Source organism: Marivirga sericea (assembly GCF_900177665.1).
Classification (GTDB): Bacteria; Bacteroidota; Bacteroidia; order Cytophagales; family Cyclobacteriaceae; genus Marivirga; species Marivirga sericea.
The window spans coordinates 24,365-36,164 of sequence record NZ_FXAW01000011.1; the positions used below are offsets into that span (position 1 = coordinate 24,365).

Annotated in this window: 12 protein-coding genes; 8 read left to right on the plus strand and 4 right to left on the minus strand. The window is 37.5% G+C overall.

The annotated features are described in order from the left end of the window. Nucleotides 1–8: 8 nt before the first annotated feature. From B9Y84_RS19385 to B9Y84_RS19400, 4 genes are all read left to right on the plus strand, one after another. Nucleotides 9–920, plus strand: a complete 912-nt coding sequence (locus tag B9Y84_RS19385; RefSeq protein WP_085519062.1) for an amidohydrolase family protein — start codon at nucleotides 9–11, stop codon at nucleotides 918–920. 24 nt (nucleotides 921–944) lie between these two features. Beyond that, complete coding sequence (locus B9Y84_RS19390) at nucleotides 945–1,469, plus strand: cupin domain-containing protein (RefSeq protein WP_085519063.1); 525 nt, start codon at nucleotides 945–947, stop codon at nucleotides 1,467–1,469. 56 nt (nucleotides 1,470–1,525) lie between these two features. Beyond that, nucleotides 1,526–2,701, plus strand: a complete 1,176-nt coding sequence (locus B9Y84_RS19395) for a DmpA family aminopeptidase (protein ID WP_085519064.1) — start codon at nucleotides 1,526–1,528, stop codon at nucleotides 2,699–2,701. Between the two features lie 119 nt (nucleotides 2,702–2,820). Continuing rightward, complete coding sequence (locus B9Y84_RS19400; RefSeq protein ID WP_085519065.1) at nucleotides 2,821–3,330, plus strand: hypothetical protein; 510 nt, start codon at nucleotides 2,821–2,823, stop codon at nucleotides 3,328–3,330. Nucleotides 3,331–3,469: 139 nt separating this feature from the next. Here the strand turns inward: B9Y84_RS19400 and B9Y84_RS19405 are convergent, their stop codons facing one another. Continuing rightward, nucleotides 3,470–3,658, minus strand: a complete 189-nt coding sequence (locus B9Y84_RS19405; protein ID WP_085519066.1) for a hypothetical protein — start codon at nucleotides 3,656–3,658, stop codon at nucleotides 3,470–3,472. A gap of 222 nt (nucleotides 3,659–3,880) precedes the next feature. On the opposite strand from B9Y84_RS19405, the gene B9Y84_RS19410 reads away from it, so the two are divergent. From B9Y84_RS19410 to B9Y84_RS19415, 3 genes are all read left to right on the plus strand, one after another. Further along, the gene (locus B9Y84_RS19410) at nucleotides 3,881–5,497 is read left to right on the plus strand and encodes a M28 family metallopeptidase (protein ID WP_085519067.1); all 1,617 of its coding nucleotides are present in this window, start codon (nucleotides 3,881–3,883) and stop codon (nucleotides 5,495–5,497) included. Between the two features lie 203 nt (nucleotides 5,498–5,700). Continuing rightward, nucleotides 5,701–5,832, plus strand: a complete 132-nt coding sequence (locus B9Y84_RS20960) for a hypothetical protein (RefSeq protein WP_262494129.1) — start codon at nucleotides 5,701–5,703, stop codon at nucleotides 5,830–5,832. Between the two features lie 574 nt (nucleotides 5,833–6,406). Then, nucleotides 6,407–7,489: a hypothetical protein gene (locus B9Y84_RS19415; protein ID WP_085519068.1), complete on the plus strand. Its 1,083-nt coding sequence runs from the start codon at nucleotides 6,407–6,409 to the stop codon at nucleotides 7,487–7,489. A 761-nt stretch (nucleotides 7,490–8,250) separates the two neighbouring features. Here the strand turns inward: B9Y84_RS19415 and B9Y84_RS19420 are convergent. From B9Y84_RS19420 to B9Y84_RS19430, 3 genes are all read right to left on the minus strand, one after another. Next, nucleotides 8,251–8,868 carry a response regulator gene (locus B9Y84_RS19420; protein WP_245830895.1) on the minus strand — a complete coding sequence of 206 codons (618 nt, stop codon included), beginning with the start codon at nucleotides 8,866–8,868 and terminating at the stop codon, nucleotides 8,251–8,253. 109 nt (nucleotides 8,869–8,977) lie between these two features. Next, the gene (locus tag B9Y84_RS19425; protein ID WP_085519070.1) at nucleotides 8,978–10,834 is read right to left on the minus strand and encodes a tetratricopeptide repeat-containing sensor histidine kinase; all 1,857 of its coding nucleotides are present in this window, start codon (nucleotides 10,832–10,834) and stop codon (nucleotides 8,978–8,980) included. A gap of 18 nt (nucleotides 10,835–10,852) precedes the next feature. Beyond that, a complete protein-coding gene (locus B9Y84_RS19430) occupies nucleotides 10,853–11,239 on the minus strand; it encodes a sensor histidine kinase (RefSeq protein WP_085519071.1) in 387 nt (128 codons plus the stop codon). Between the two features lie 296 nt (nucleotides 11,240–11,535). Between B9Y84_RS19430 and B9Y84_RS19435 the strand changes: the two genes are divergently transcribed. After that, nucleotides 11,536–11,769, plus strand: a complete 234-nt coding sequence (locus B9Y84_RS19435; protein ID WP_085519072.1) for a hypothetical protein — start codon at nucleotides 11,536–11,538, stop codon at nucleotides 11,767–11,769. The last annotated feature ends 31 nt before the right edge of the window (nucleotides 11,770–11,800 follow it).

Genomic DNA, 11,800 nt, shown 5'->3' on the forward strand with positions numbered 1-11,800 from the left:
ATTGAAATATGAAAAAATACCATTTTACTTTACTTGCACTAATGATTTCTTTTGCTTGCGCAGAAGCACAAACGAGAATTATTGACATGCACGTGCATTCCTACTCTGATAGCGACTTTGGAGAGCGAGAACCTGCGACTGATCATTATGGCATGAAAGGATCAACAAATGCTGAGGAACATAGGCTGGAGACTTTTAAGTTTTTTGAGCAATACAATATTATGAAAGCCATGGTGAGCGGAAACCCTGAGAGCGTAGCAACATGGGCAGAAAAGGATAATTCCGACAGGGTTATTAAGGGCATTTTGCAGTTTGCTCCGGATAGTTATGACATGGACACCATCCGCTTTGAGCAAATGATAAAAGATGGAGAACTTGAAATATTTGGAGAATTAGGACCCTATTACAGCGGTACCACGCTAAGCGATCCTGAATGGCAACCTTACCTGCGGATTTGCGAAAAATATGATATTCCGGTAGCCGTGCATACTGGTGGTGGAGACCCTGGCGGCACTTACAGTTGGGCCCCAAAAGCAAGGCTTAAATTGGGCGATCCTTACTTGATTGAAGATGTGCTGGTCAACTATCAGAAACTCAGAATCTATTTGATGCATGCCGGTGGTGAAGACTGGCCTGAGCACGCTATCCGATTGATGGCCTATTATCCGCAGCTCTATACCGATCTTGGAGTAATGCTTTGGGTGGAACCCAATACCCAACGTTATATTATAGAATTTCTCAAAAACATCAAGCATGCCGGCTACCTGGACAGAGTGATGTTTGGCTCAGACCAAATGATATGGCCTTATGCCATAGGAAAGTCAATCGATTTTTTAAACAGTCTCGACTTCCTCACTGAGGAGGATAAAGAAGGGATCTTTTACAGTAATGCAGCTAGATTTTTGAAATTGGATGAATAACCTTATACCAATTAAAATGCTATTATGAATAAAACTATATTCCTTCTATCTTATTTGTTCCTGCTTGGATGTTCTGAGAAACATGAAAAATTAAACACGCCAGTTAAAACTTTTGGTTTCAATCAAATCCCTGATTCAAGTTTTGTAATGCAGCCACTGGTAAAATTTGATACTTCTGATTATATTATTGAGCCAAAGCATTTAAAGAAGTATTATGACCACCCTGGCGAATTGGGTTATACAGCTCAGGGTGAAGATTATGATTTTAAATCCTTATCAGTAATAATGGCGATGGCACTGCCAAATGGAGGTCCTCCATTGCATTCACACGGCATGGAAGAATTGCATGTAGTGTATGAGGGTACCATCGAGTACATGATCAATGAAAAACGATTTACGGCAATTGGACCCTACATCGTGAAAATTCCAGCTGGCGCTCCTCATGCATTTATGAATAAAGGGGAAAATCCAGTCAATATTGTGGGTATATTACCTGAAAATAACACGAGCTATCTTGAAATAGGACAAAATCCACTATTAGAAAAATAAGTTTTTTAATTCATGCACTTTGATTAGCAATGATAAGTACTTAACACCAAACTCCTATGAACAGAATATTTTTAATTTTTGTCATCATACTCACTTCTTCGCAATTATACGGACAAAAACCCAGAGCGCGAGATTTAGGAGTTCCTTTCAATGGTACAACAGGTGAGCTCAATGCCATCACCGATGTAACAGGTGTGGAAGTAGGCTATAGTACCATTATTTCAGGCAGTGGAGAAAATATTGTGGGCAAAGGGCCGATCAGAACGGGAGTGACGGCTATTTTCCCACGCGGGAAAGCGCAAAAATTTAGCCCGGTGTTTGCCAATTGGTATAGCTTGAACGGCAACGGTGAAATGACGGGAACCATCTGGGTGACGGAATCCGGTTTTTTAGAAACTCCAATTATGATTACCAATACCAATAGCGTTGGGGTGGTTCGTGATGCAGTATTAAAATGGTATGTAGATACAAACTGGTATAATGGTGAGGAATGGTGGTACACCTATCCTGTTGTGGCAGAAACCTACGATGGCTTTTTGAATGATATTTATGGATTTCATGTAGAAGAAAAGCATGTTCTGGAAGCTATTGATAATGCAAAGGCTGGTAAAATAGCGGAAGGCAACGTAGGTGGAGGCACCGGCATGATGTGTTTGGGGTTTAAGGGAGGAACAGGTACTTCTTCGAGAATTGTACAGATTGATGATTCAACTTTTACGGTGGGTGCATTAGTCCAGGCCAATTTTGGGGAAAGAAATTCATTAACGATTATGGGCGTACCAGTTGGGCAGGTATTAAAGGACACTTTAAATGATAAGCTCAACCTTCCTCCACAATCATACCGGAAGCAAGGAGATGGCTCTATCATCGTTGTGCTTGCAACGGATGCACCTCTTCTTCCTCATCAGTTAAAAAGATTAGCTCAAAGGATTTCCTTAGGCGTAGGAAAAACTGGTGGCTACGGGCGCAATGGTTCTGGAGATATTTTCATTGCCTTTTCTACCGCTAATCCTGACGCTTTTCAGCGCTATAACTTTTCGGAGGTAACAATGCTGCCCAATGATCTGATTGATCCATTGCTGGAAGCTACTGTACAAGTGGTAGAAGAAGCTATCATCAATGCCATGGTAGCTGCGGAAACCATGGAAGGGATCAATGGCAATAAGTCGTATGCTATTCCCCATCAATTGCTAAGAGATGTTCTTAAAAAATATAATCGATTGGAGGAGTAATGAAACTATTTAACAAACTTGACGCGCTCTACTCTTCCCTTTTAAGTGATATAAACAGTTGTAGAGCTCCAGTCGGATATTTCTCAATACTCAGTATACGTACCTAAAAAAATAAATTTATGAAAATTTCAATAATCAGTATAGCAGGACTATTCATTTGCTCAACAGCTTTTGGCCAAACACTCGATGAAAAATATGCTAAAGATGTAGCATCAATAGACGCCATCATCGGAGCCTATTACGAGGTAGTATCAGGTTCAAGTGAGGATCCGTGGCAGTTTGAAAGGGATAAATATATCCATTCTGAAAATGTCGTTATTACTCGGCTGGACAAAGATGGCAAGGCAGATGTTCATTCCCTAGAGGCTGAATACATTCCGGTCGGCCTAAATCCAAGAGAGAATTTCTATGAAAAAGAGCTTAAGCGGGTAGTAAGTAGATATGGCAATATGGCCCAAGTCTGGAGTGCGTTTGAAATCAGGACTGAGCTTGATACCCCGACAGATATCCGAGGACTCAATAGTATTCAGTTGCATTACGAAAATGGGAGATGGTATATCGATAGCTGGACTTGTGAAATGGCTTCTGACGATAATACGGTAGAAGCTGATTTTTTAGAAACAAGGTGAAAAAATAAATCCTCCCGGCATAGACTGCCCCACCTTATTCGGATGTCATTTTTTTATTAATCGAACTCAGAATATTTCTAATCAAAAGCTCAATCACCCTTTTTTACGGAAAACAGCTTCATTTTGCCTCAAAATTTTCCTAGGGAAACGAACTAGCACCTTCGGACAGTAGAACAGGGTCTTCGTCCTCGATCGGTTTTCTTTTTCCTTCTTTAAACCTAATTTGATTTAAGTTTAAGCTGTTGTGATATACAGCCATCAAAAAATTATTAACCGATAAGAAACCACTGACCATGAAATCGAATAAATTAATCTTAACTATATTCATCGGACTTCTATTAATCATATCAATGAAAGCTTATCTACCATAAGAGATTAGAACTTATTAAACCAATTTTTCCTGAAGTTAAGTATGAAGTAGCAAGCCAATCGCAACAAGGCGAAGAGAAATATTAGGAAGGGAACTTCTAATAAAAGTCCACTTAACAGTTTAAAATATTAAAACCTTATAAAAAAAGAGTACATTAATAGATAAAATCCTATACCTACAATGAAAAACTATTATAAAATTTTAGCTGTACTCCTTCTATTGGGTTGCGAGGCTGAAAAAAAAGAGAATACTATTATTACCGAAGTAAGCGAAAGCACACTCAGAAACCACATTGCAGAACTAGCTTCTGACGACTTTTTGGGAAGGATGCCCTTCACTGAAGGCGAAGTAAAGACGGTCAATTATTTAAAATCAGAATTTGAGAAATTAGGACTGGAACCCGGAAATAACGGGAGCTATTTTCAGGATGTACCCTTGGTAGAAATCACTGGCACTCCATCTGAAAAGATGACCATCACAGGCGAAGGTATCAATATCGAATTAAACTACTTGAAAGACTTTGTCGCTACTACCAATAAGGTGGAAGAACAAGTAAGCCTCGAGAAATCTGAATTAGTTTTCGCTGGCTATGGCATCGTGGCACCTGAATATGATTGGAATGATTATGAAGGAATAGATTGGGCTGGAAAAACGGCAGTTGTGTTGGTGAATGATCCGGGCTTTATGTCAGGTGACTCCACTCTTTTCAAAGGTAACGCCATGACCTATTATGGCCGGTGGACCTATAAATATGAAGAAGCGGCCAGGCAAGGAGCTGCGGGCGTCATCATTATTCACGATACCAAGCCAGCTTCTTATGGCTGGAATGTGATAGAATCTAGTTGGACAGGTGCTCGAATGGTCATAGAAAGCGAGCAGCCATTAGCAGAGGTAGAATCCTGGATTAGCCAGAAAAGTACGGAAAAGTTATTTGAGGCTTCAACTATGAAAGGACAAGACTATAAAACACTAGCACGGAATAAGGACTTTCAAGCTATTCCTTTAGGGTTAGAGGTGAGTGTAAGCATCGAGAATAAAATCAAAAAAGACGTTTCTAAAAATGTAGTAGCCATGATTCCTGGTACTACTCAAAAGGATGAATTCATCATCTATTCTGCCCATTGGGATCACTTAGGAGTGGGTAGCCTAGTTGATGGAGACTCCATCTACAATGGAGCAGTAGATAATGCCTCCGGAACAGCCGGACTTTTAGCTATTGCAGAAGCTTTTAAAAAAAAAGGGCCTAATAAGCGTTCAATCGTATTTTTAGCGGTTACTGCGGAAGAACAAGGCTTATTAGGATCCGCTTACTATGCTGCTAAACCGATATTTGAGCCGGGTAAAACGGTAGCCAATATTAACATGGATGCTCTTTTTAACCCGGGTAAAATGAAAGACCTCACCATTGTAGGTTTTGGGCAATCTGAAATGGATGAATATGCTAAGGCTGTGGCGGAGCAACAAGGCCGGTATATTATTCCAGACCCGGAAGCTGAAAAAGGTTATTTCTTTAGATCAGATCATTTCAACTTTGCCAAAATAGGCATCCCAGCCCTATATTCAAGTGGTGCGTATGAAGGTTTTAATCATAGCATAGAAGAAACAAAAGCCTTTTTTGCTCACTATGTGGAAAATGATTATCACCAGGTTTCCGATAACTATGTAGCAAGTAAAACCGAATTAAGCGGTGTTCAGTTAGATCTACAACTGTTTTTTGAGGTCGGCTTGAAAATAGCCAATGAGGAGTACTTCCCAAAATGGTACGAAGGAAGTGAATTCAAGGCAGCAAGAGAATGATTTCACGATTTTTTCATCCCACTACGTACAGCTCATAATAAACTCAAAAGAAGTATTCACTAAATGAAACTGTAAAACTATGAAATTCAAACACCTACTAATTAGGTTTATTTCGTTTTTATATTTATAATTTCTAAAGGAAGCATTACTAATACTAAATAAAATAGTAATTTATGTTATGGGTGCTTTTTAAGACTAATAGAATGGATGTAAAAATTAGATTATCGAGTAAACGTCTTGATTCGGGTAGGCGTCAGGTACATTCCCATGTTAGAACTAAGGCAGGTGACAGTAGCTGGTATGGCTATACTTTAGCCGAACCACAGGATACATAAGTGAGGGTGGTTGGTAGAATTAGAAATCGTTTTAACGGAGCAGAAGATAAGATTTCTTTGCATCAATAGGAATTGTACAATTTGAATAGCCACATTATAGATGCACATAATCTAACGATTTTTAAGGAAGCTTGATTATGTTTAGGATTCTTAATCTGCATGTTGAAATAGGGTAAGTAACAAAGGTCAGACCCGAGACGGATAATTAAGGAAGTTAGAAGCAGGGGAGTTGGAAAAATAAATATACCGGTGTAGTGTATTTAGTTTGTTGCCGAAAGTCTACCTTTTTTGTTAGCAATTTCACTTGATACTAAATATTAGGAAATAATGATAGGGTCTTGGTTCTTGACGCTACAATCTGATAAAAATGAGCTTGATCAATAAGAATATAAAATATCTCCGAAAGGAAAAGGGTTGGACACAGCAGGGCTTGGCTGACGAGTTGGCTAAGTAATAGAAATCCTATATTTCGTAATTTCCGATCCGTGCTAGCACGGAGAAAAAATACCGCTAAAGGGGTATTTCTTTCTTCCCTAAAGCAAGTGAAATTTGTTTATACAAAAAATCTTAAATCATGAAAAATTTACTGCTTGTTTGCGTACTCCTATTTTCAAATGTATTTTCAGAACCTTTCCTAACGGAGAAAGATATGAAAGTAACCAGTTACGTTAAGAAAAAGCAACACCGAAAAGCTCCTAAGAAAGTTTATATCAGAAGTTTTAAAGCACTGTTTGAAGTGTTTGAAGAAGCCGAAGCCTCGACTATGGGAAAGCGGAATGAGCGAGCAAACCGGACTACTTTCACCTCAGGTACCTCTACAAGAATGGGTGTGCAGATTGCAGGAGTAGATGTGGAAGATTTTCAAAAAGTCATTGACGATGCTTATAAGTCTTTTGTTGATCAACTAAAAGAGCAAGGCTTCGAAATTATGACAATAGAGGAAGCCAGCAAAATTGAACTCTACTCCGATTACACAAGGGTGCAAGGGGGAGCTTCTTCCGATGCCCAAGCAACCGGCTTTGTAATGGTAACCCCCCAAGGCTTCGACTACATGGTGAAGCGTATTTCAAAAAATGGAAAAGAAAAGGGAACATTCATGGACTTGGGACCTAAAATATCGAAAGAATTGGGAGACGTATATGTAGCTGACGCCATCTTTATCTTTCCATTTGTCGAGCTCTCAGCCAAATCTTCTAGTTTAGCGAATATGAGCTCAGTGAAAGCTAAAATAGGCCTAGAAATGGAATCTTTTATGAACGCAAGTATCACAAACGAACAGGATTCTTGGAAGAGTTTAGCAAGTGGGTTTACAAGTCCCGGCACATCAGATCTATTGAGTTCACAAATACGCTTCGTTTCAGGTGGTGATTTTGCCAATAATCCATTTTTTGATGCAAAAGTAGAGTTGAAAAAGACGGTAGGATTTGACGATGTTTTTAAGGACAAAAAAATTAAGGAGGTAACCAGTGCACAAGTAGAAGTATTTGAAAAAACCGCATATAATCGATTGATCATGGTCTCAGGTGATGAAAAGTCGGTGGCATCCCACTTTGCCGAATGTGACCAAGAGGCGTATGTGACCGCTGCTTCAGGCGCAATCAAAGATATGATGGCTGCCGGAATTACTAATTTCGAAGAAATGGCAAATGATAAATAAGAGCTTACTATTTTCAGGATAACAAACCCACCTTTACAACAGGTTTTAAAAGACCAACGGCTATGTTGGTCTTTTTTGTTTATCTGTTTGTCATACATTTTACTTGTCTGCCTAGTTTTAGGACCAACGTTCAAGGGTAAGTTTCTCAAGCTATCAACTTAATAGCTTAAGAGAGCTCTTATAAATTAAAGGCCTCCTCTAGCGCCATATGAATTGGTATAGGTACGATTGGCTGTTAGGTATTTATAAGTATCAACACTATAGGTTTTATCGTCCTTTTTAATTTCACCACCACCTAGCACAGACTCTATTTATTACCACAGGAACCTCATCAGTTTTATCTTTAGAAAAAAGCTTAGAGTATACACCTGGCTCAAGCGTAATAACGAAGCCTTTATTGCCAATTTGATAATAAGGAAGTTTAATATTGGAATCGACACTCAGTTTATCAGTGATGGGCCAATAGGCAGAAGCACCGAAATTTCAGTTACTACTGAGAAAGTCAAGATCAATGTCAGCTGCCAGCACGTCTACTACAATAAATTTATCAAGCACTTTTGTAGGGTCATCTTCAAGCATTTGTGTTTTGGTAGGTTTGAGCATATATTTGGCCGATGCCAATGCTCATAAAGACGGCTGCGAATAAAAGTTTTTTCATCTCTACGTTATTTTAAGTTTTATGACATAAAAATAACACTGATAAAAAGGTTATAACAACCCCTACAGGGAGCATATTATGCTAACCACTAGCACGGACAAATCTATATTAAATTATTGGCGTAGCTAAATTTGATGAGTCCGACCAGCGAATTGGTTTTGGTTTTCCTGAAGATATTTTTTCGATGAGTCTCAACAGTTCTTTCAGAGATGAAAAGCGCTTCGGCTATCATTTTATTCGTATATTCTTTTGCTATCAGTTTTAAAATTTCTCTTTCTCTGTCGGTTAGCAATTTATGCTCTTCAGGGAAGTTCAAACTTTCAACCAACATTTGATTAATTTCATTGCTCATAAAGATCTTGCCTCTTGAAACTTGAGTAATAGCGGATACTAATTCCCTATGTGTATCCTTTTTAAGGATATATCCTTGAACACCTTCCTTAAGGATCTCCTTAACCAAATGCACTTCGTCATGCTGACTTAATATTATGATTTTGGTTTGAGGTAAAATGCGCTTTACTGTTTTTACTAAATCGAGGCCGTCCATGCCTGGCAAGTTATAGTCAGATACTAGGATGTCAATTTCGTGATTTTTTAGATATTCCAAGGCCTCCTCTGCAGTGTTTTTAGCAGCCACCACTTCAAAGCCTTCTACTCCGTCGAGTAAAGACTTTATTCCATCCATCAAGATAATATGGTCGTCTACTAATAGAATTTTCATCCGCATCTTCTTCTTTTCACTTGATAATATACGACACTTTCTGAACAATTGCATGGCATAAAATTATCTTTCTATGGCCAATAATAATATCCCTTCTTCAAGGTATTTTTTAATTGGATTTCGTGGTATTAACTAGTTTCTCACCATTTATGAATGCAAGTATTGGGGCAGTTACTATGAAGGTAGTTCCTAATCTAGCAGGGGCGCTATCAATTTCTATTTGACTTTTAATTAAATTAGTACGGGTCTGTATATTTCTCCAACCGTTTCCTTTGCTTTTAAAGAGCTTATTTTTGTCAAATCCCTTCCCGTTGTCCTCTATAATTAAGATTAATTCAGTTTCATACTGATCCAATTGAATGGTAATTTTACTCGCTTCAGCATATTTGAGTACATTATTCACCCATTCTTGGATTATTCTATAGATTGCTACTTCAAAAACTTCCTTAAACCTAGTATTTAATTCGAAGCTAGTCACTTCGATTTTCAACTGTTCACTTTTATTAATTCGAGCAGAAAACTCCTTTACGGCTGATAAAACTCCTTCTTGAATTAAAGTAACTGGCATTAGGTTGAATGCGATTGCACGTATTTCTGAATGCATATCGTCTAATATTTTTTCGGAATGTTCAAAAGCTTTAAGTTTTCGGTCATCTTCATTCTCTTGGTTGAAGTTATTCATGTTAAGCCTCAGAGCACTTATTAGTTGACCAAAACCATCATGTAAATCCGAAGCAAATCGCTTTCTTTCTGATTCTTGCGAGTTTAAAGTAGCTTCAATTTGAGCCTCTTTAACTTTTAAATCTTTTTCTTTAATCAGCAATTGTTGTTTACGCTTTGCCCTATTTCTGAAAAGTAGGAAAACAGTAATCAGTAAAACCAAAATGGCTACTAGTGCAATTATCATCAGCACTTTCCGTTCGTTTTCTGCTGTTTTTTTGGCTATTTCGGCAGTTTGAAGCGCTATTTGTTGTTCTTTCTTCTCTGTCTCGTATTGAGCATCTAAGGCTGCAATGGTTTTTGCTTTTTCTATAGAAAAAATACTGTCTTTTATTATTATACTTTGATTTAAAGCATGATGTGCTTCTTTGTAGTCACCTAATGATAAGCTGGATTGTTCTATCATTGAATAAGCAAATTTTATAAGATCCAAATAACCGATCGGCTCTGCCAGCTTGATGGTCTGTTGAAAATAGGTAATTGCTTTTTCAAATTCATTCGCTGTAAAGTAGGTTTCTCCTACGATGACTTTATTAACTGCTAGTCCTTGTTTGTCTCCAATAGCTTTCCTTATTGAAGTAGACTGTTCGATATAGGCAATTGAAGTATTAATGTTCCCTTTTTGAGCTTCATAATCTGCCAAATCGAGGTATGCATAACCTAATCCAATGCTATCGCCCATCTGTTTTCTGATGTCTAAAACCTGAATCATAATCGGATAAGCGGACACATAATCTCCTTTTCGTTTAAGAAATGTAACCTTATGAGCAAGTGAGGTGCCCAAACATTCTAAATCTTTAATGTTTTTACAGAGCTCATATGATTTCGAAAGGGCGTCAAAGGCTTTATTTGTTTCTCCTGTTTTATGATAGAAAACAGCTAGTTCATTATAAGTTCTACCTATTCCTTTATCATTATTAAGAGTGGTGAATTTCTTTAATGCGACCAGATAGAATTTTAGGGCATTCTCGTAAGAGCCAGATAAATAGTTTATTACTCCTCTGTACAAGTATCCATAAGCAACTTTATCCTCCCAATTATTTTTTTGCGCTAATTCAATTAGATAAAGCATAGTAGTGTCGGCTTCATCAAATCCTTGTGCATATATTTTATAATAATTCTCTAAGATGAAATTAACTCTGGTAGAGTCAGGTCCCTTTGTTATTCCATTCACTAAATTATTATTTGCCTGAGCAATGCATGCAGCAGTGTTCAGGAAAAAAAAAAGTAAGATTAGCCTTTTCATACTGTGAGGTTAAAATGTTTACAATGTTATTTTTTCAGTGTGTTTACTGATAGCAACAGCTACTTTGCAAATGAAAGAAGTGCCAGACCTTCCAGCAGTCGATTCAATGTCTATAGTTCTATTAAGTATACTAATTCGTGACTGAATATTTTTCCAACCATTTCCTTCAGATTGTATAAGCGTTTGCTTATTTACACCTGGCCCATTGTCCTCAATGATGACATTTATTGCGTCATCGTACCTTTTGAGTTGTATCTCTATCTGGCTGGCTTGTGCATACTTGATTAAATTATTGACCCATTCTTGAATGATTCTATACAAAGAGATTTCCATTACTTCGGGAAGGCGTTCCTCAAAATATTTTCTGCTACATAACTCGCCTGCTAGTACGTATTTATCAGGCATAGCTTGAAGAGATGAAATTTGTCTGGATACGCTATCATAATTTGTAGCAATGAGTAATTCTTCAATTGTATTATAAGTATCAGAATTTAATTCATGCTGTGCAATTAAATGAATTTTTATGAAAAAAGAGAAATAAAGAAATGACTAAATTTTATCATTAAATTGAGTTAGTTAATAAATAAACGACTGAAAAATATAAAAAAAGGATCGCATAATTATACGATCCTTTTGAAAAACATTATTTTTTTATTAAAAGCAATGCTCGAGCATTCGAAACGGCGGGTGCAAAGCTAAATATGCTTGAAAACATAAGCGCCTATGGCTGGAAATATGATTATGTAAAAGATCGCGAAAGAATTGTCAATGAAATGACAGTGGATCGTATCAAAGAATTATCTGATAAATATTTAGATGAAACTAAAATGATTTGGCTGGTGGTTAGCAATGCAAAAACGCGACTAGATAGAATGAAAGACTTAGGTTTTGGTGAGCCTATCTTAATCAACGATACTAAAATGAAAGAGGACTGAATAGATTCGCAAAATGCATTTTACAAACATA

Excerpts from the sequence above, each read along its gene's own strand:
- B9Y84_RS19435 (WP_085519072.1), top strand. The coding sequence starts at position 11,536 with ATGCTTGAAAACATAAGCGCCTATGGCTGGAAATATGATTATGTAAAA.
- B9Y84_RS20960 (WP_262494129.1), top strand. The coding sequence starts at position 5,701 with ATGGATGTAAAAATTAGATTATCGAGTAAACGTCTTGATTCGGGTAGG.
- B9Y84_RS19395 (WP_085519064.1), top strand. The coding sequence starts at position 1,526 with ATGAACAGAATATTTTTAATTTTTGTCATCATACTCACTTCTTCGCAA.
- B9Y84_RS19390 (WP_085519063.1), top strand. The coding sequence starts at position 945 with ATGAATAAAACTATATTCCTTCTATCTTATTTGTTCCTGCTTGGATGT.
- B9Y84_RS19420 (WP_245830895.1), bottom strand. The coding sequence starts at position 8,868 with ATGAAAATTCTATTAGTAGACGACCATATTATCTTGATGGATGGAATA.
- B9Y84_RS19400 (WP_085519065.1), top strand. The coding sequence starts at position 2,821 with ATGAAAATTTCAATAATCAGTATAGCAGGACTATTCATTTGCTCAACA.
- B9Y84_RS19405 (WP_085519066.1), bottom strand. The coding sequence starts at position 3,658 with ATGAATATAGTTAAGATTAATTTATTCGATTTCATGGTCAGTGGTTTC.
- B9Y84_RS19415 (WP_085519068.1), top strand. The coding sequence starts at position 6,407 with ATGAAAAATTTACTGCTTGTTTGCGTACTCCTATTTTCAAATGTATTT.
- B9Y84_RS19385 (WP_085519062.1), top strand. The coding sequence starts at position 9 with ATGAAAAAATACCATTTTACTTTACTTGCACTAATGATTTCTTTTGCT.
- B9Y84_RS19410 (WP_085519067.1), top strand. The coding sequence starts at position 3,881 with ATGAAAAACTATTATAAAATTTTAGCTGTACTCCTTCTATTGGGTTGC.
- B9Y84_RS19430 (WP_085519071.1), bottom strand. The coding sequence starts at position 11,239 with ATGCCTGATAAATACGTACTAGCAGGCGAGTTATGTAGCAGAAAATAT.
- B9Y84_RS19425 (WP_085519070.1), bottom strand. The coding sequence starts at position 10,834 with ATGAAAAGGCTAATCTTACTTTTTTTTTTCCTGAACACTGCTGCATGC.